The sequence below is a fragment of the Paenibacillus sp. ICGEB2008 genome (genome assembly GCF_000307675.1).
Taxonomy (GTDB): domain Bacteria; phylum Bacillota; class Bacilli; order Paenibacillales; family Paenibacillaceae; genus Paenibacillus; species Paenibacillus polymyxa.
Genome location: NZ_AMQU01000006.1, coordinates 276803 through 295799, shown reverse-complemented (window position 1 = coordinate 295799; position 18997 = coordinate 276803). Strand labels below are relative to the sequence as shown.

General features: G+C 44.4%; 17 protein-coding genes. 8 read left to right on the top strand and 9 right to left on the bottom strand.

Translation table 11 applies throughout. The features are described from left to right. Positions 1–214 precede the first annotated feature (214 nt). On the top strand, positions 215–1258 hold the full coding sequence (locus tag C400_RS0104830) for a stalk domain-containing protein (RefSeq protein ID WP_017426150.1): 1044 nt from the start codon (positions 215–217) through the stop codon (positions 1256–1258). 127 nt (positions 1259–1385) lie between these two features. Here C400_RS0104830 and C400_RS0104825 read toward each other — a convergent pair whose 3' ends face one another. Next, positions 1386–2171 (bottom strand): copper amine oxidase N-terminal domain-containing protein, encoded by a 786-nt coding sequence (locus C400_RS0104825; protein ID WP_017426149.1) that lies wholly within the window; start codon positions 2169–2171, stop codon positions 1386–1388. A 52-nt stretch (positions 2172–2223) separates the two neighbouring features. Continuing rightward, the gene (locus C400_RS0104820; protein ID WP_017426148.1) at positions 2224–3342 is read right to left on the bottom strand and encodes a hypothetical protein; all 1119 of its coding nucleotides are present in this window, start codon (positions 3340–3342) and stop codon (positions 2224–2226) included. 361 nt (positions 3343–3703) lie between these two features. Here C400_RS0104820 and C400_RS0104815 point away from each other — a divergent pair, with 361 nt between their 5' ends. After that, positions 3704–6250: a LamG-like jellyroll fold domain-containing protein gene (locus C400_RS0104815; protein WP_017426147.1), complete on the top strand. Its 2547-nt coding sequence runs from the start codon at positions 3704–3706 to the stop codon at positions 6248–6250. Positions 6251–6348: 98 nt separating this feature from the next. Here the strand turns inward: C400_RS0104815 and C400_RS0104810 are convergent, their stop codons facing one another. Beyond that, complete coding sequence (locus C400_RS0104810; protein WP_013373647.1) at positions 6349–7530, bottom strand: NAD(P)/FAD-dependent oxidoreductase; 1182 nt, start codon at positions 7528–7530, stop codon at positions 6349–6351. A gap of 27 nt (positions 7531–7557) precedes the next feature. Beyond that, a complete protein-coding gene (locus tag C400_RS0104805) occupies positions 7558–7989 on the bottom strand; it encodes a DUF1641 domain-containing protein (protein ID WP_017426146.1) in 432 nt (143 codons plus the stop codon). A gap of 500 nt (positions 7990–8489) precedes the next feature. Here C400_RS0104805 and C400_RS0104800 point away from each other — a divergent pair, with 500 nt between their 5' ends. Then, a complete protein-coding gene (locus C400_RS0104800) occupies positions 8490–8885 on the top strand; it encodes a rhodanese-like domain-containing protein (protein WP_017426145.1) in 396 nt (131 codons plus the stop codon). Positions 8886–8916: 31 nt separating this feature from the next. Here C400_RS0104800 and C400_RS0104795 read toward each other — a convergent pair whose 3' ends face one another. Further along, on the bottom strand, positions 8917–9750 hold the full coding sequence (locus tag C400_RS0104795; protein WP_017426144.1) for an HNH endonuclease: 834 nt from the start codon (positions 9748–9750) through the stop codon (positions 8917–8919). Between the two features lie 261 nt (positions 9751–10011). Between C400_RS0104795 and C400_RS0104790 the strand changes: the two genes are divergently transcribed. Further along, the gene (locus C400_RS0104790; protein WP_017426143.1) at positions 10012–11505 is read left to right on the top strand and encodes an alpha-amylase; all 1494 of its coding nucleotides are present in this window, start codon (positions 10012–10014) and stop codon (positions 11503–11505) included. A 63-nt stretch (positions 11506–11568) separates the two neighbouring features. Here C400_RS0104790 and gpmA read toward each other — a convergent pair whose 3' ends face one another. From gpmA to C400_RS0104775, 3 genes are all read right to left on the bottom strand, one after another. Beyond that, complete coding sequence (gene gpmA, locus C400_RS0104785; RefSeq protein ID WP_016822688.1) at positions 11569–12318, bottom strand: 2,3-diphosphoglycerate-dependent phosphoglycerate mutase; 750 nt, start codon at positions 12316–12318, stop codon at positions 11569–11571. 161 nt (positions 12319–12479) lie between these two features. Next, on the bottom strand, positions 12480–13220 hold the full coding sequence (locus C400_RS0104780) for a Bax inhibitor-1/YccA family protein (RefSeq protein ID WP_017426142.1): 741 nt from the start codon (positions 13218–13220) through the stop codon (positions 12480–12482). Positions 13221–13369: 149 nt separating this feature from the next. Next, the gene (locus C400_RS0104775) at positions 13370–13657 is read right to left on the bottom strand and encodes a hypothetical protein (RefSeq protein WP_013312533.1); all 288 of its coding nucleotides are present in this window, start codon (positions 13655–13657) and stop codon (positions 13370–13372) included. 266 nt (positions 13658–13923) lie between these two features. Between C400_RS0104775 and pepT the strand changes: the two genes are divergently transcribed. Both pepT and C400_RS28385 read left to right on the top strand, forming a co-directional pair. Then, entirely contained in the window at positions 13924–15159 is a 1236-nt protein-coding gene (gene pepT, locus C400_RS0104770; protein WP_016822686.1) for a peptidase T, read from the top strand. 199 nt (positions 15160–15358) lie between these two features. After that, positions 15359–16195, top strand: coding sequence for a methyl-accepting chemotaxis protein (locus C400_RS28385; RefSeq protein WP_016822685.1), 837 nt, complete (start codon positions 15359–15361; stop codon positions 16193–16195). A gap of 198 nt (positions 16196–16393) precedes the next feature. On the opposite strand, the gene C400_RS0104760 is transcribed toward C400_RS28385, so the two are convergent. Next, a complete protein-coding gene (locus tag C400_RS0104760; protein ID WP_017426141.1) occupies positions 16394–17269 on the bottom strand; it encodes a hypothetical protein in 876 nt (291 codons plus the stop codon). A gap of 441 nt (positions 17270–17710) precedes the next feature. On the opposite strand from C400_RS0104760, the gene hxlA reads away from it, so the two are divergent. Continuing rightward, positions 17711–18346, top strand: coding sequence for a 3-hexulose-6-phosphate synthase (gene hxlA / locus C400_RS0104755; protein WP_013312540.1), 636 nt, complete (start codon positions 17711–17713; stop codon positions 18344–18346). 5 nt (positions 18347–18351) lie between these two features. Next, complete coding sequence (gene hxlB, locus C400_RS0104750) at positions 18352–18909, top strand: 6-phospho-3-hexuloisomerase (RefSeq protein WP_016822682.1); 558 nt, start codon at positions 18352–18354, stop codon at positions 18907–18909. The last annotated feature ends 88 nt before the right edge of the window (positions 18910–18997 follow it).

Here is an 18997-nt window from a genome sequence, read left to right as displayed (position 1 = left end):
TTGCTGTCTTGTACAGCGGACTTGTTTTATTTTGTTCGGTTACTTTTGGAAAATTATTTACGCAGACAGGGCAACTTTTACAGTCGCTTTTGCGTCTAACTAATATAAGCACAACCAATAACAACCCTTCCAACCTGTTGGATTTTGTATGTATTAATGTTACTCTAGTCTATGTATCAAGCTATAATTCTTAAATAAAGGGGTAGACCAACGAATGAAATCATTGAAGTCCATGAAGAAACCTGTCATCATCACTGCCGTGTCGGCCTTGGCCATCTCCGGGGCTCTGTTCAGCCAATCTACATATGCTGCACAAGTAACTAAGCCGATCCAAGCAGTATATAACAATATTAAAATTATCTATAACGGAACCGAGGTTGCCTCGGATGCTAAAACAGAACCATTTCTGCTGGATGGCGTGACGTATATCCCGCTGAAGCTGGCAGGTACAGCTTTGGATAAAAAAGTAACATGGGATGGCACAAACAAACGCGTAGTCATTGCTGATAACGGCGTTCCTATTGATCAGTCTACGGTTACAGCACTGAACAACCAGATTACGACGCTGACTCAAGAACTGAACACAGCCAAAGCAGCGAACACGACGAAAGACGCTACCATTGCTCAGTTGCAAAAAGACAATCAGACGCTGAAAGATGAAGCAAGCAAAAATAGCTCAAGCACCTTGAAGGATCTTCAAAAGGAGCTGAACGATGATCACAGCGATAAATACGATACTAATTCGGATATTGAGCTCAGTGGCAACAAAAAGGATATTACAGTGACCATCGAAATGACGAAATCCAGATGGGAAGGTTTATCTAGCAGCAAACAAAGGACCTATCTGGAAGATATCGTTGAAGATATTTTGAAAGAGTACAAAGATGCCGAGGTAGAGGGTACGGTTAAGAACTCTAGTAATAGAGATAAATTAGCAACCTTTACAACCAATAGCAGAGGCGATGTTACGATTAAAAAAGTAGGTACATCTTTCGACGCAAGCAGTATCCAACGTGATTTATTCAACAGATACAGCAGCTACGCCGGATACGGCTTTGATTTCAGCGTAAGAGGCGACAGCAATAAAGCTAACGTGGATGTGTATGTAAATCCGGATGATTGGAACAAGATGTCAAATTTACAAAGAAGCAACCTGACAGATGGCATTATTGATTTTCTTAAAGACGAAGAGTCCATTGATAGAGTCGATGGAACTGTACGCAATAAAGGGAACAGCAGTCAAATCATTACCTTCTAAGATTATGACTTGTTTATATTATACTAATCAAAATATTCATATAAAGAGAGACCGGATCATTATGGATCCGGTCTCTCTTTATTATATACCGTGAGGTTAAGTTATACAGTATAATTTACTCTTCGCTCTAATCAACAAGTCGTCCCGCTGCAATAATATATTGCACCTTTTCACCCATATTCCCGAAATCGCGTTTTAACGTCAGCTTTCCTTTTCCTGTACATTGAATTTTGCTTCCTGGTATAGATTTAGAGTAAGGATCCATAGTAAATGTTTTCCCATACATTATTAAAGGGCGGATGTCCACTTGTTTCTTGGAAAATTTCAAGCTTTCATCATAGTTTGCGTGAATTATTAGCTTTCCTACACCATTCCATTCATAACTGTGTAGGTCAAAGGCTTCCTTATTCGTTACCTCCGCAAGATCTTGCCCCAAAAAGCTAAGAAGCACCTGACTTTTATTAAAACTATCATGTTCCAACTTCAGTAAGCCCCGTTCTGAGTCCCATTGCATCTTGGCATCCGTATCCTTGACCAACACCGAAATAGGGAGAAACATAGCATTCTCTTTTATAACAGGTACGGTATCCATTGTTACAGGCTCACCATTAATAGAAATATCTCTTGATCCAATGGTGACTACTACGCTACGCTCCAATAAATTTACCGTTGCCGTTTTATTCATAGCATTGTACCCCACCTTACCTCCCAGTAAATCTTTTACCGCTTTGAGGGGAATTAACAACCTTCCTTTAGGATCAACAAATGGTGGTTCAGGTTGAGTATATAAAATATAGAAATCGTTTACTTTAAAATGAATAGGGATTTCTTGAGATTTAGCAGTTGCGTCCCCTACTATTGGATTTAAACACAATAAAGTAATTAGAAAACATATTAAAAAATTAGTTTTCATACCGTTCTCCTATAAACTTATAACGTAGTTACCATTCATAAAAATGTGATAATCATCTATTTTGGTTTTGAATCCAACTAGCCATCCTAGTGTCGGGATCATAGTACTTAATATAATAAGTAGGCCAAGCAATAGTTCCATGCCATTTTTCCCCGTCCCACAATGAATATTCAGGGTAATCCCCCCAAGAATAGTAGTAATCTGAGTTAACCTTGGAAACTAGTAAATTATAAAAATCCCCACTTATCGCCCCATAAATATTGTTCCCATCAAAGTTATTTTTCGCTATTGAAAAAACTCTTTTAAGAGACAACGAAGGAAAATCAGATTCATCAAAAAAAGTCATCATAACGACAATTTTCTCGGAGCCAACTATTAGATAAGAATCGCCAGAATTAGAGTCAATGTAGAATTTCATAGGTTTGATTTCTGCTCCCTCTGACCATGTTCCGTAAGAATATTCAAACCGATTACTGTTTCTAACATATCCCTGCCAAACTTTCCGACCAGTCTGGTAAGAAAATCCTCCTTCAACTCCCCGTCCTTTTGCTGAATCAAAGCCGAAGTAGAACCACGGCTGCTCTCCATCTCCCAATCTATGAACATAGGGAAGCCAAAAATTCCCAGTCACACCATCGAATCCGTCAAATTTCAATTGAACCCTTGAAAAAGCTCCTGTTGTTCCTCCACTCACTTGCGATGGAGTGGGATTATTTTTACTTGATATGGAAACATCATGATTGTTGCTTGGTTCACTCAAAGAGTTTGTTTTCATATAAGTAGCATCCGTTACACTATCCTCTTTTGATTCAACTTTATCCGCCATGCCTACATAACCTTTTTCTGAGCTGTATACTTTTCCATCGAGCGTAAGATATATGTATTCCGATTTGTTAAGCTTCTCCAGATTTTGTTGTAGATCACTATTACTTTTACTCTTTAGTGATGTACTATCCGCTGTATTCAGTAGTTCAGCAATAGATGCTTTTGGATTAACGGCAATCTGGTGTTCCTGAAGTTCATGGACAATGGCCCGCTGTTTGAGATTTTCAAAAAATGAAGCATCGTACTCAGTTGCCTTAGGCTCCGCAGAGGCGAGGCTTCCCGAGAAGGCGGAACACATGAGGATAGTTGCTAACCCCATGCCAAAAAACTTATTTTTCCTAAACATACACAAACCTCCTAGTTATTTTTCGAAACTAGCATACTCCCACAAATATATAACGTCAACCATAATTTATAATTTTTACCTAAAAAGAGAGCAAGGTGTTTTACATATCATAGTGTATAAAAGGGTCCACTACATATAAAAAAAGAGAGTGTGGAATAGCACGGTCATAGAAGTTTCAAAGCCTTTAAGTTTTTTTCTATTATCATCTTACAGGTATACAACGATTCTTGGATGTCGAAACCTCCTCTACAGTTATGTAATTCATAAATACATTAATTATATTTATAAATATAAAGGTATTTAAGCAATGAAAGCAGAATATATCACTGTATTCCACTTTAGAAAGGGGTAAATGTATACGATGAGAAGATTGCTTAAACGTAGAGCCAGGTCGAGCATTGCATTAACAATGACTTTATTATTGGCAATTGCAGCCGTACCATTAGGTACACTGGACGCCGCAGCAGCGGAGCCGAACCAAAACAAGAAGCAGGATGTGCCGACCTTCTCTAATGTATCGGTTCACGATCCTTCGATTGTCAAAGACGGTGACACTTATTATGTGTTTGGGTCGCATATCGCCGCAGCGAAATCAAAAGATCTCACAAACTGGACTTCTTTTGCAAACGGTTACACTACGCCTGGGAATACCCTTTACGGGGATTTATCGAAGAATCTGGCCGGATCTTTCGCTTGGGCGGGTGAGAATGATGCGGACAGCAAAGGAGGATTCTCGGTATGGGCGCCCGATGTGTTTTGGAATGAGCATTATGTCAATAAGGATGGCACAAAAGGGGCCTACATGATTTATTATAGTGCCTCCTCCACCTATATACGCTCCGCGATCGGCATTGCCGTTGCCCCCAATATTGAGGGACCCTATCAATATGTGGATACCATTGTGAACACTGGTTTTACAAAGGAGACTGCATTCGATAAAAATAGCAAAGTAGATAAAAAGTGGACAAATACGCCGATTCCACAACTCATTAATGAAGGCAAGCTGAAGGGTCCCAGAGCAGGATGGTTTAATGCCGACGGTTCTTATGTGAATCGGGTGTTCCCGAATGCAATCGATGCAGCAGTCTTTTATGATACAGACGGGCGCTTATGGATGACGTATGGGTCATGGTCCGGAGGCATTTTTTTGCTGGAGCTGGATAAAGCAACTGGCAAACCGATCTATCCAGGCCAAGATGGAACGACGGAGGATGGCCGGTTGATTGATCGTTATTTTGGCACCAAGATTGCAGGTGGATACGGTGAGTCCGGGGAAGGTCCGTATATTGAATACAACTCAAAAACGGGTTACTACTATCTGTATGTAACCTATGGCGGACTTGCAGCTGACGGTGGATATAACATGAGATTATTCCGTTCCAAGAGTCCGACAGGACCTTATAAGGATGCCAAAGGGCAGAATGCTGTTCTGCCAGCAAACACCAAAAATGCAGCCTATGGCAACAAATTAATGGGTAACTTCTTGTTCGATAGCCAAATAGGCGATCCAGGTACAGGTGTGGGCTACGGCTATGTATCTCCTGGGCATAACTCGGTGTACACCGATCCTGCTACCGGACAAATGTTTGTTGTCTTTCATACCCGATTCCCTCAGCAGGGGGAGACTCACGAGCTGCGTGTACATCAAATGTTCATGAATCAGGATGACTGGCCTGTGGTAGCTCCTTACCGTTACGGTGGCGAGACGCTTACAAAGCTGGATGAGAAACAATTCATTGGCGATTATCAATATATTAACCATGGTAGTGATTCTTCGGCGACAATCAAAAATACGCAGTTCATTCAGCTGAAAGCAGATCACACTATTAAAGGCGATGTGCAAGGAACATGGCACAAGTCGGGGGATGCGAATATCCAACTAACACTGGATGGCATTGTGTTTGATGGAGTATTCCTGAGACAATGGGACCAGGTAACGAATCAATATATTTTGGCGTTTACAGTTCTATCGAATAAAGGCGAAATGGCCTGGGGCAGTAAGTTCCCTGATATGCCGGATACGACAGTCGTTGACAGTGTGTATCGTGAATTAGATCTTGGCGATACGAGCCGGGTGACGGCTAATCTGACGCTTCCGAAGGAAGGCAGTCGGCAATCCGCGATTACCTGGAAAACTTCAAACCCAAACGTCATTTCTGATACTGGTGAAGTCAAGCGCCCCGGGATCGGTGAAAAGGCTGTATCCGCTACTTTGACGGCTTCCATCACCAAAGGAGACAGCAGTCGGGATAAAACTTTTAACATTACGGTAGCTCCTTATGAGAAGGCAACATTGACCGCTTCATACCCATTTGAAAATAACCTAAAGGATCAGAATGATGCTTTTGCCAATGGTAAGGTTATTGGTGACCGGATCGATCGTCAGGGAGGAAGTGTATCCTACGCTGAAGGCGTAAGGGGCCAAGCTGTAGTCCTTGATGGACAGTCAGGTATTGCTCTGCCTGAAGGACTCATATCCAGCTCAGCCTATTCTGTGTCACTGTGGGTGAAGCCCAGCGAGTTGACTGTCCATACACCAACTTTTTTTGGAGCTATGGATAGCAACCACTGGGTTAGCCTTCTGCCCAGAGGACCCGAGAAGGATAACACTATGGTCTGGTCCGGCAGCTCAACTTGGTATACTGGCAGTACGGGCCTGAAGATCAAAGCCAATGAATGGACACATCTGGCCTTCACTGTAGATCGTGGGGTATTAGAGGTGTATGTGAATGGCAAAATTCAATTTACCGGCTCAAAGTTCCCGGATGTCTTTACCTCTAAATCTGGAACATTCAGCCTAGGGGTCAATTGGTGGGACCCTGCGTTCAAAGGATCTATAGACGAGCTGAATATATTTGAAGGCGCGCTCCCTCCTGCACAGGTGGAAGAGTTAGCCCAGATGAAGTGAATTAAGACTATTTGTGAAATGCGTAAGCATAGCTAGTGTCGAAGAATGAAAAAAAGAGAGCGCTGAACAGCACTCTCTTTTAATAAACCATATAAATATTAGTAGGCCAGTGCAAAAAGTCCTTTGATATGGGACAGGTAACGGATGTTACTGCCTTCTTTCATCAAAGTAGCTACAGCGCCTTTCAGTTGGGTGCCATTCGCGCCTACAGTACCGATCGCGTCTGTTCTTCCCAAGCTGCCCAGTGTACCGGAGAACACTGGCGTAAAGCGTTCCATTTTCGCTCCGTTGAAATAAGCGAAGATGTTGTAACCAACTAATTCACCCATTTGCCAAGCCAACTGTGCAGTTGGAGGGTATGGACGCTCGCCTTCACCTGGGAACACTACTGCGCTGTCGCCAGCGAGGAAGATGTCTTCGTGGGAAGTCGATTGCAGTGCGCCATTCACAGTTGCGCGACCGCGGTTTACTTCGATACCGGATGCGCCAACCAGTGCATTACCTTGTACGCCGCCTGTCCAGATCAGTGTGTTCGTTTTGATCGAACGTCCGTCTTTCAAGAGAACTTCGTCAGCTTTCATTTCTGTAATCGGAACACCCGCTACGATTTGAACGCCACGTTTTTCAAGGCTTGTTACTGCACGATCAACCAGTGGTTGAGGGAAGCCTGCCAAAATAGATGGTCCAGCTTCTACGCAATACAAGTTGATATCTTCGTAGTTAATGCCTTTTTCACGGCAAACTGCAGGCAGTTTGTCAGCATATTCGCCCACCAGCTCAACGCCAGTCAGACCGCCGCCACCGATAACAATGGTAGCGTCCGCTTTGTTACCGGATTGCTTGTAAGCATCCAGACGAGCTTCCACATGTGCACGGATGCGATTAGCTTCTGCCACTGATTTCAGTGTGAAGCTATGCTCTTGCAGCCCCGGAATACCGAAGTATGCCGTTTCACTGCCCAGGGAAATAACGAGAGCGTCATAGCTCAACGTAGCACCACTAGCCAGAGTTACTTTCTTATCGTCCGGTTTGATTTCGGAAACAGTATCCACTTTCAGGATAATATCTTTGTTACGCAGCAGTTTTTCCAAAGGAAGCGCCACAGCTTTTTCGGCAATCGTACCTGCCGCCAAACGGTGCAGTTCCGTAATAATTTGGTGCGACGCAAAGCGGTTTACCACTGTAATGGTTGCTTGGCTAGCGTCCATATGCTGGCGTGCTGTAAGAGCGGCCAGCAATCCGCCGTATCCGCCGCCCAAGATCAAAATTTGCTTCGACATGTCCATCCTCCGTTCTCGATCAGGTAATTATTTGCTTTCGCGTTGGCGCTCATTCAGAATATCCAGGAAAGCCTGGCTGAAACGCAGCGTTTTTTGTACATTAGGATCTTTAAGCATTTTGAGCAGGCCAAACAGACCTACACTGCCGTCCGTAGTTTGTACACGGTCATTTGCTTCAATTGCAGCAGAAGCCAATCCTTTAGCCGAATCTGTAACAGGCTTCACAAACTCTCCCATGGAGTTTTTCATATCTCCGATAAAGACAGGGTCAGTTGCCAGACTGCGGGCTACATCATAAGCATCGGTCATCAAAGTAACCATCTCAGTCAACTTTGGCAGATTCTCTACCAGTACGGTCAGCGATTGCTGAACCTCCGGTTTCATCAATTGGTCCAATACATCCCGAGACTCTTTGGTAGCTTCTTGTGTTACGGCCACCTCTTGTTGGTTTTCAGACATGCGTGAACGTCCTCCTTTACTGTGAAAATAGAAGTCCATTCCTTTCTCGTAACCTGCATCATAAACTCTAGCAATAAAACGTTCAATGAATTCGCCCTTAAACATGCAAGAAGCACAGCTTAAACCGGCCTATACCCTAAAGGGCAAGACTGATGATCGCAGATGCCAATTGTATATTGCTTGGACGTTATTCTGTTGTTGTTACTGCTGCGGAATATCTCACGAAGCGCTCCCTCGTGACTACAACAGGCCGAAACGGAACCCTATACCTCTATATTACACCTTTCACAACCCAATCGTCGAAGAAATTTTAAATTTGCACAAATTTCTGCAAATTTTTTATTGTTATTTTAGATAAAAATTAGAATAAGCACGATTTTTGTCTAAGTTTACCTTAAAAAAAGGGGCATTTTATACTAGAGATGGGTAATAGAGAGAGTGAGTTTCTGTTCATTAATATGAAAACCAATACAAAACATATTCCTACGGAGGGTTAAACGATGGCTAAAACATTTGCAGATATGGTTCAAGAAGCGAGGCAGCACGTTCAGGGCATTACTTCACAGGAGGCCCGTCAGCGAATTGAATCCAATCCAGATACATTCGTTATCGACGTACAGGATTCTCATGATGCAGGTGCTTGCGGCCTAATTCGCGGTAGCGCCAATATTTCACTGGGTATGCTACCCATCCGCGCTGACCTGGACGTTCCACAAGATTTGCGTGATGAACGCTTACGTGACCGCAACCGCCCAATTATCACCACTTGTGGGGCAGGCGGACAAGCTGCATTGGCAGCTTATATACTGCAACAGATGGGCTTTACCAATGTGGCCTTTATTGAAGGCGGAACAACAGCCTGGAAGGAATCTGGCTTTGAAGTAGAACTGTATTAAGGGAATGTAGCCGATTCCCCAGCAAATCGTCCTAGGTGCGTAAGGTGTCCTCAGAAGCATCGGAAGCACCAGAAGGTTCAAAATCATCCGGAATCGGCAGTGGCACGCCAGACTCGATAAATTCCTCTACATCACGGGCTGCTTTAACTTGATTGCACTCGTTGCAGGCGCATACGCAATTTACTGGCGTGGTGTGTCCACCTTTAGCCCGTGGAAGTAAATGATCAATCGTGTCGCCATAGCCACCGCAAAAAAAGCACGTATAACGGTCACGTTTAAGCACATATTGGCGGAATTCCTTGTTGCTATAAAGTCTGCGGACCGTGTACGGATTTACAATCACTGCCATGCGTTCTCTGACCAGAGTCATCGCCAAATCAAGCTCAATCTCCTGATGCCAGCGTCTCCCTTGGTCGGTTTTGCCTCTTAGTCGAATCATGCCATTGCGATTAAGCCGCAACGCACGGGTATCCGCAGGCTTCAGCCTGCTAAGCAAATGACGAACCCGTTGCCGATGGCGCTCACGCGCTTTGTCCGTGACGGGCTTCCTACGGGGGCGTTGGGAATCATTAGAAGGCTGCGCGGACGCTTCCAGACCGTACGCAGTCGTATCTGCTTCGGAGCTATGCCGTTCCACAGGAGCAGCCAAGGGCTTCGTTTCCTCATGGGAAGGAGCGGACGTAACCGCCCGTTCTTGCGGGGCTAACCCCCGACAGGAACGACAAGGACCACGTCGGGAATAAGGCCCCGCCCGGCGACCGGTTCTGCGCTGAAAGTCTGATAATGGTTTTATCTCCTGACAATACGTACATTTTTTCATCAGCGGTTCTCTCGCTTCATCCTTATTCTGCTGCGGATCTGTCACGTTCATCCCTCCTTCCCTTTCTTGTTCGAGCTTATGGTTTGCCCGAAATCCGAACTATAGCTAAGTTAGATTCATTTTACCGTTTTCACGTTTCCTTTTCTAGCCATCGAGTCGTTGTCATCACTCAAGGTATAACAAATTTTAATGATTTAGCATACGTTATATAGCGATCCATGTTCTTCATCAACATCATATTGACCATCAGACGTTTAGCCCCCCTCACTTGGTGGGTAACTTGTTATATATGAAGGAGGGACGCACATGAAAAGGAACCATACGATGATGCAATTTTTCGAGTGGAATGTCGCAGCTGACGGTTCTCACTGGAAAAAGCTTGCCCGCCTGGCACCGGAACTAAAAGCCAAAGGAATTGACGCGATATGGATTCCACCTGTCACCAAAGGCCAATCTCCTGAGGATACGGGTTACGGCGTCTATGACCTTTACGATCTGGGCGAATTTGACCAAAAAGGTGCAGTACGCACCAAATACGGAACCAGGGAAGATCTGCTGGAAGCTGTCGCATCCTGCGTTCGCCACGGCGTAGCCGTCTATGTCGATCTGGTCATGAACCATAAGGCAGGTGCAGATGAAACCGAAGTATTCAAGGTCGTCGAGGTCAACCCGGATAATCGTAATGAGGTCATTTCCGAGCCCTTTGATATCGAAGGCTGGACTAAATTTACATTCCCCGGCCGGCAAGGGAAGTATTCCACATTTCAATGGAACTTCGAACATTTTAACGGAACGGATTACGATGCAAGTCAGGACCGGACAGGAATCTATCGTATTTTAGGTAAAAATAAAAACTGGAGCGATAATGTAGATGATGAATTCGGCAATTATGATTATTTAATGTTCGCCAATATTGACTATAATCATCAGGATGTGCGTAAGGAAATGATCCGCTGGGGCAAGTGGCTGGTGGATACTCTACAATGCAACGGATTCCGTCTGGATGCAATCAAGCATATTAATCATGAATTTGTACGAGAGTTTGCTACAGAAATGATTAAAAAGCGCGGGCAGGATTTTTATATGGTAGGCGAGTTTTGGAAACCGGATCTGGAATCGTGTCAAAAGTTTCTGGATACCATCGATTATAAAATCGACCTGTTTGACGTATCCCTCCACTACAAACTACATAGCGCTTCCTTGGGTGGTAAGGATTTCGATTTAAGCACCATTTTCGAGGATACGCTGGTTCATACCCATCCCCTGAACTCGGTTACTTTTGTCGATAATCATGATTCCCAGCCGCATGAAGCGCTCGAATCCTGGGTGGAGGACTGGTTTAAGCCCAGTGCCTATGCACTCATCCTACTGCGCAAAGATGGTTATCCCTGCGTATTCTACGGGGATTACTACGGTATCCAGGGACAAACGCCTGTGAAAGGCAAGCAAGCTGAGCTAGACCCGCTCCTATATGCTCGGTACCACAAAGCTTATGGTGAGCAAAAAGATTATTTTGATGATCCCCATACGATTGGATGGGTTCGTCAGGGCATTCCTGAGCTGCACGGCTCTGGATGTGCTGTGGTGATCACCAACGCAAATGACGGGGAAAAGCGCATGTTCGTGGGTAAACAACATGCAGGAGAAAAATGGACCGATTTGACTGGGCATCACGATCATGCCGTGAAGATCGAACAGGATGGCTACGGCGTATTTCCCGTTCGTGCTGGCAGTGTATCTGTATGGGCACTTCCTACCGAGGAAGACAGCCTGGAAACAGAGGATACCGCGAACGCTTGATGTATATCAACTCAAAGAGGACAGGATGCAAGGAAGCGCCCTGTCCTCTTTGTATATGGAAAATCACTCCGTCACCTTGCTTTGGTTGGCCACAGCCTGTTTTTTTGCCTCAACATGACTCGGATCCCCAAGATAGAAGCGCCGTATAGGATCGATATGCTCATCCAGCTCATACACCAGTGGGATACCTGTCGGGATGTTCAAATCCAGCAGTGCAGTTTCGTCCAAATTCTCCATGTACTTGATCAAGGCTCGTAAAGTATTACCGTGTGCGGAAATGATAACCCGGTCCTTTTTGAGAATCAACGGCACGATCCGTTGCTTCCAAAACTCACCAACCCGATGCACAGTGTCTTCTAGGCTTTCCCCGAGCGGCAGCTCCTCCGGCTTAATATGGCGATAACGCTCTTCCCGATGTGGACTCCGTTCATCCTGCTCATCCAACATGGGTGGTCGCACCGTCAAACTACGTCGCCAAATATGAACCTGCTCCTCGCCGTATTGCACGGCGGAATCCAGCTTGCTGAGCCCCTGAAGAGCACCATAGTGGCGTTCATTCAGCTTCCATGACTTCTGCACAGGTATCCACAGATGATCCAGCTCATCCAAGATATGATACAACGTGCGGATAGAACGTTTTAGCACAGAAGCAAATGCCAAATCAAACGTATACCCAGCCTCCTTGAGGATACGTCCTGCCTCGATGGCCTCATGAGTTCCCTGTTCAGTCAGATCAACATCCGTCCAGCCTGTGAACAAGTTTTGTCGGTTATACACGCTTTCTCCATGCCTCACCAGCACCACTTGATACATATACCTCACTCCTCACCTATCTATCCTCTATGTTTTACCCAACTTCTATGTATTTAACGTAAAATGCATTTTTTAAACCGCCTTTTTCATACAAAAAAGGACGACATTCAGCCGCCCTTCTCTTCTCATCCTACTTAAACCATATGCAATAGTCGCAGATCTTAGTCCCTATTGCTAAGCTTGGCTAACAGATCCAATATTCGTACATATAGCCACACTAACGTTACCAGCAATGCAAAAGCACCATACCATTCCATATATTTGGGTGCGCCTTGATCAGCTTGTTCCTCAATGAAATTAAAATCTACGAGCAGATTCAAAGCGGCAATGATGACGATAAATAAACTAATGCCAATACCCACCCAGCCCGTTTCATGGATATACGGAACATTCATACCGAAAAAATTCAAAATAAAATCAACCAACGTCACCAGAAAAATCGCCATCGTACATAGGACAACAAATGAGATAAAGCCACGTGTCACCTTGATGATTCGTTGTGTATACATAAAGAGCATCAAGAACAAGATACCCACAGTCAGCAAAATGGCATTAACTACAATTCCAGGGTACTCATACTCCATAAAAGCGGAAACGCCACCCAAAGCAAAGCCACTCAGAATCGCATATACAGGAGAAAGCAATGGAGCCGCTTTTGGAAAAAAGGATATCGCAAGTGCTACGCCTGCCATCCCAATAAAGCCTGCCGTCAGCAACGATAGCACCTCTACGGTTCCTTGGTAGGTCATATACCAGGTAATACTGCTAGAAACGATAAGTAGGACCAGCAGAAGTAACGTTTTGTTCACCGTTCCTCCGATGGTCATACGTTGTTCGCTAGCTTCTCTTTCATCTTCACGTAAAAAGATGTCATCACGTAAAACCGGATTGCTAAAGCTCATACAGGGTACTCCTTTTCGATGTGTTATTTACGATGTCATATGTATATATCGGCACAACCTGAAAAAAGTTTCAGAAAATTTCAAACAATAAAAAAACTCTAACCTTGCCTTTCGGCAAAGCTAGAGTTAGAGGGTCAAGTCGTTACAGATTAAAAATCAGCGGTAGCAATTTGGATAGTACCTGTTACTGCTCCAACTGGAGTCGCCTGAAGAGCAGCTACCAGCAGCAAAGCAACTTCTAACGTAAGGCTGTTGCCCGCTGGGATTACATAAGTGATCACAGGAGCATTGACACGGGTAACCACAAGATCAACCGGATTGGCACCTGTATTATTCACAGTAATCGTAGCATTATTACCGCCTCTCAGATTTTCAAAGAAGGACTTACCCACACCAGCAGCAAGATTGTAGAATTGCGAAGGTAAAAGAATCGCCATAGTCTTCACCTCCCTTGCGTTTGATAATGTATTCTATGCTCCCAATCTATCAACGTAACGTTAAGTGTCTCAGTAATAAGACACAATTTAAAAGACTTATAGATTAACGTACTCTCTATATATTAAAAGGAGTTGCCCTCTCAGATCCTTTGCAGAATCTGCGGACAACCTGTCATTTTGAAAGGTTAAACCATTTTTTTCATATTATAAGCCTAATCATGATAAAATACGTACCATAATGAAAAAGACCCGAGGAGGATAACCACATGAAACAGGAACTGATTGACCGCCTGACTACATATGTTCAGGTGGATACCCAATCCGACGAAAGCAGCCACACTTGCCCCACCACACCCGGACAGCTCACATTGGGCAACCTCCTGGTAGACGAACTGAAATCCATCGGTATGACAGACGTAACCATTGATGGTCATGGTTATGTAATGGCAACCCTTCCCTCCAATACGGATAAAGAAGTGCCCGTCATTGGTTTTCTGGCACACCTTGATACGGCTACTGAGCTAACCGGCGCAGGAGTGAAGCCACAGTTGACGGAGAATTACGATGGAGGCGATATCACGCTGAATGCCTCGCTGGGTGTAGTACTTTCTCCACGTGAGTTTCCCGAATTGACTCAATATAAAGGCCATACCCTAATCACAACAGATGGTACCACCCTGCTCGGTGCAGACAACAAAGCTGGCATCGCAGAAATCATGACAGCAATCCACTATCTGATTGATCATCCAGAAATTCAACATGGCAAAATTCGCGTTGCTTTTACACCGGACGAAGAGATTGGAAGAGGACCTGAACGCTTTGATGTAGCCGCTTTTGGTGCTGAATATGCTTATACAGTAGACGGCGGACCGCTCGGAGAACTGGAGTATGAGAGCTTCAATGCCGCAGCTGCTCATATTACCATTCATGGTGTGAATGTACATCCTGGTACGGCTAAAAACAAAATGATCCACGCTGCCAAAATCGCTATGGAACTGCACAGTAGATTACCTGCGAATGAAGCCCCGGAATATACAGACGGGTATGATGGCTTCTATCATCTGTTGGAGTCTACAGGCACAGCAGAACAAGCCAAACTGTACTATATTATCCGCGATTTTGATCGCGAGAGCTTCGAAAACCGGAAAGCTTATTTGACAAATATCGTAAAAGAGCTCCAGGCTGCCTATGGAGATAACCGCATCACGCTGGAGCTGAGAGATCAGTATTACAACATGAAAGAGAAAATCGAGCCTGTCAAACATATCGTCGATATCGCACATGAAGCAATGACAAAGCTGAATATTGAGCCCATTATCAAGCCGATTCGTGGAGGCACAGACGGTTCACAGCTGTCTTACATGGGACTGCCTACACCGAATATTTTCACAGGTGGGGAGAACTATCACGGTAAGTATGAGTATGTGTCAGTGGACAACATGGTGCTTGCCACCAAGGTTATTGTGGAAATCGCACAATTGTTCGAGCAACGCGGCAAGTGAACCACTTTTACACACACTGACACGTTTAGATTAAATATGAAGGCATATCGTTTCGTAATGGAAACGATATGCCTTTTTTATTGAAGCTCTCATATCCCCTTTAAATTTTCGATACCTTTATAACTTTTATCCGTCTTCAGACCGACAATTATATAAGACTATAAAAAATATATTTAGTAAAGAAAGGTAGGCAGTCCACTTGAATACAATAGATGCATTAATTGTAGCCATTCCCTACATACAACAGGTTATGCGTGAGAAAGTAACCCTTGCTCTCTTCGACCGCACTCACGTTCTTGCTTACACCCAATCAGAGGGTATGGACCTCGGCTTTGAAACAGGCTCGGAGCTGCTGGAGGACTACAAAAATTTTGCCATGCTTAAAAATGGACATGAGGCCAGCTTGACCCACATTCCGGCTGAAGTCCTGGGATATCCTCTTGATATGATCAGTATTCCTGTCTTTGACGATAAAGGGGACGTCATCGCAGCGTTTGCCGCCTCCTATAATTTGACCAACAAAAATCAACTGGATCAAATCGTATCCGAAAACCTCTCCATTACCGAGCAGCTCATTGAGATGGTGCAACATGTAACAGCGCATTCGGAGGAGTTACAGGCTACCAGTGAACACATTTTGAAGAACACCCAAATTGCCGTACAAAACTCGGGTAAAATTAATCAGGTTGCTGTATTTATCAAGGAAATTTCCGATCAAACCAACCTGCTTGGATTGAATGCTGCGATCGAAGCCGCACGTGTCGGAGAAGCAGGAGCAGGCTTCGGTATCGTTGCTCAAGAAGTACGCAAGCTGTCCGTAGAGTCCAAAAAAGCGACGGTCGATATCGAGGGAGCCCTTAAGGATGTACAGAACTCCATTCGTCAGATGGAGCAGGAAATAGAGCAAATTGTTTCTTCTTCTCAAGAGCAGGCGACTCTGGTAGGCTCTTTCACCGAAGTCATGGAGCGTATGCAAAAGGCGAGCGAAACGATGCAACATCTGGCCGATAACCTGACTTCCTATATTGTAAAATAAATAACATCGTTACTTTGCATGAGAAAGGGGAGCGCACTGATCCGCAAATGGCGAAAAAGTGCGCTCCCCTTATTTACACAATCCCTACTGGGTAAGACGATCGAAGTCTAAAATCAAGCAGTAAAAGAAAAAACACCATGATTCGAAGGATGCACGGAGTCTAAATCTCCCAATGTATTTCCTATCGGAAGAGCAACACTAAGAAACGCTAAGACCATAGTTATCGAGCTTAATGCCTTTTTCATTATGAAGCCCCCTTAATAAAATGGTTTGGTATTGCTCTTGCTGGGACGGTGTTGCCAAATCTCGGTAAGTTTCGAATAGTGCAACCAGTGTTCTAAAATCGGCATCGGCTTCTACCCCAATAGAGAATTGCAGAGAAACAAGGATATAATTCAATGCAACGATATACTGCTTCTTTTTCAAATAGTAAATAGCTAATTGGTTGACCAGTTTCAAATAATATACGCGGTTGGCTCTATCTTCATAACCTTCAAATATCTCAATATCATCGGCAAACTCGTTCAGCAGTTCATCAATCTCCCAATCGTTCAAGTTAGCTGCTTCAGTAATACCAACCAATCCTGGTAGTAGCTCCTCGTCATTGTTGTGAAGAAACTGAACATATTCCGGTAAAAGTTCCTTCTTCCCCAAAAGTAAATCAATCATATATAAATTGGCCTTGGCGAGAAAACGGAATCTCTCTACTTCTTCGTGACCGCTTTGATCCAGCCCCATAAACCAGCCCATTTCGCTATACTTCATAATATAATCTCTGGCTTCCTCATACTGGCCTATATTCTGATAATAAATCGATTTCGCTAGATAACTGTAAGCATAATAAAACACCAGCGGGTGTTTGGTGTCCAATGTCTCATACTTGCCGTCCGCAGCATTTCTCAGTTGGGTGTGATACAGGCTTTCAGCCAACGAATGCAAATAATCCGCAACCTTGTTCGCTTCATCCCAATCATTATGCGTGTAGCTGATTCTAAATAACTCGCAAGCTTTATCAAGCGCGTGGCTGTCCGACAACAAATAAATAGCTCCCCTTTGATTCAGGACCTCTTCCACTAAACCCCGCCTCCCTATCCTGAAAATTACGGTCACCCCTAGCCTTGTGGCTATTCTTCAGGGTAGTTATGCTATTAGCCCCATTTTTACATGCCAGTATATTACAAATATAGTCAAAGCCTAACTTGAAGTCAATTTAATCATCGGTACATTCATATTTTTGCAATCTGACATGGATATGTATATTTACGAGTCACGAATAGAGGATTTTCATTATTGAAATAATGCTAAAGAAGACAAAAGGTGGGCTCTCTTATGAGTGGTTTTCATGATCTATAGTATCGTCAGGGTAACTACGTTACGAATTAGTGCGTACTTTTCAACCGAATACCGGGGCCTTACAATCAAACCTGTGCACGAAAGCAAAGTATAGAGTACGACTCAACAAAGCATGTACCTGTTCATCCAAATACAATTCACTTAAGGAGTGAAGTTAATAACATGGAACTTCAATTGGCTTTAGACTTGGTAGATATCCCACAAGGTATTGCATTGGTAAAAGAAGTGGAATCGTATATTGATATCGTAGAAATCGGTACGCCGATTGTCATCAATGAAGGACTTCACGCTGTAAAAGCAATGAAAGAAGCATTTCCCAATCTAAAAGTGCTGGCTGACCTGAAAGTTATGGACGCAGGGGGATATGAAGTGCTGAAAGCTTCCGAGGCTGGTGCCGATATTGTGACGATTTTGGCTGTAGCTGAAGATGCAACGATCAAAGGTGCTGTAGAAGAAGCTAAGAAACAAGGCGGCAAAAAAATCCTGGTGGACATGATCGGTGTTAAAAACCTGGAGCAACGTGCGAAAGAAATTGATGCTTTAGGCGTTGACTACATCTGTGTGCACACAGGCTACGATCTGCAAGCGGAAGGACAAAGTCCGTTCGAAGCATTGCAAACCGTCAAAAAAGTCGTAAAAAACTCCAAAACAGCCGTAGCTGGCGGCATCAAGCTGAGTACATTGGCTGAAGTGGTAAAAGCTCAACCGGATCTGGTTATCGTAGGCGGCGGTATCACTGGCGAAGACGACAAAAAGGCTGTAGCCTCGCAAATGCAGCAGCTCATTAAACAAGGTTAATCCCAATGGAGACCTCTCAATATTTATCCGAGGTAATCAAGGAGCTGCAATTCGTTCCACAGCTAATCAGCGATACCGAATCGGAACAGCTGATCCACTCCATCGCTGCTGCGAATAAGGTATTCGTAGCAGGAGCGGGGCGCTCAGGGTTCATGATTCGCTCGCTGGCCATGCGGCTGATGCATATGGGAATTCAAGCTTACGTCGTTGGGGAAACCGTAACCCCTGGTTTAAGCGAGGGTGATCTGCTGATTATCGGTTCAGGCTCTGGTGAAACTAAAAGCCTAGCCTCCATGGCAGACAAAGCGAAAAAACTCGGGGCCTCACTGGCGCTCCTTACCACCTCCCCCGAATCCACCATCGGCAAACTGGCCGATATCATCGTTAAGCTGCCCGGCGCACCCAAGGACCCATCCAACAAGAATTACCAAACCATTCAGCCCATGGGCTCACTGTTTGAACAAACCCTGCTGCTGTATGGCGATGCGTTGGTACTCAGAACGATGAAGCTGCGCAAGCTGACTTCCGAATCCATGTATGGTCAACACGCCAATTTGGAATAAAACTGCTTTTTCCTTTACGATAACAAAGCAGGCTGTCCCTACATGTCCGAGCATGTAAAGACAGCCTGCCTATTGTGTTTAAATGAAG

Coding starts and splice junctions, on each gene's coding strand:
- pepT (WP_016822686.1), top strand. CDS start 13,924: ATGAAACAGGAACTGATTGACCGCCTGACTACATATGTTCAGGTGGAT.
- C400_RS0104810 (WP_013373647.1), bottom strand. CDS start 7,530: ATGTCGAAGCAAATTTTGATCTTGGGCGGCGGATACGGCGGATTGCTG.
- C400_RS0104805 (WP_017426146.1), bottom strand. CDS start 7,989: ATGTCTGAAAACCAACAAGAGGTGGCCGTAACACAAGAAGCTACCAAA.
- gpmA (WP_016822688.1), bottom strand. CDS start 12,318: ATGTATCAAGTGGTGCTGGTGAGGCATGGAGAAAGCGTGTATAACCGA.
- C400_RS0104815 (WP_017426147.1), top strand. CDS start 3,704: ATGAGAAGATTGCTTAAACGTAGAGCCAGGTCGAGCATTGCATTAACA.
- C400_RS0104790 (WP_017426143.1), top strand. CDS start 10,012: ATGAAAAGGAACCATACGATGATGCAATTTTTCGAGTGGAATGTCGCA.
- C400_RS0104825 (WP_017426149.1), bottom strand. CDS start 2,171: ATGAAAACTAATTTTTTAATATGTTTTCTAATTACTTTATTGTGTTTA.
- C400_RS0104800 (WP_017426145.1), top strand. CDS start 8,490: ATGGCTAAAACATTTGCAGATATGGTTCAAGAAGCGAGGCAGCACGTT.
- C400_RS0104775 (WP_013312533.1), bottom strand. CDS start 13,657: ATGGCGATTCTTTTACCTTCGCAATTCTACAATCTTGCTGCTGGTGTG.
- C400_RS0104780 (WP_017426142.1), bottom strand. CDS start 13,220: ATGAGCTTTAGCAATCCGGTTTTACGTGATGACATCTTTTTACGTGAA.
- C400_RS0104830 (WP_017426150.1), top strand. CDS start 215: ATGAAATCATTGAAGTCCATGAAGAAACCTGTCATCATCACTGCCGTG.
- hxlA (WP_013312540.1), top strand. CDS start 17,711: ATGGAACTTCAATTGGCTTTAGACTTGGTAGATATCCCACAAGGTATT.
- C400_RS0104820 (WP_017426148.1), bottom strand. CDS start 3,342: ATGTTTAGGAAAAATAAGTTTTTTGGCATGGGGTTAGCAACTATCCTC.
- hxlB (WP_016822682.1), top strand. CDS start 18,352: ATGGAGACCTCTCAATATTTATCCGAGGTAATCAAGGAGCTGCAATTC.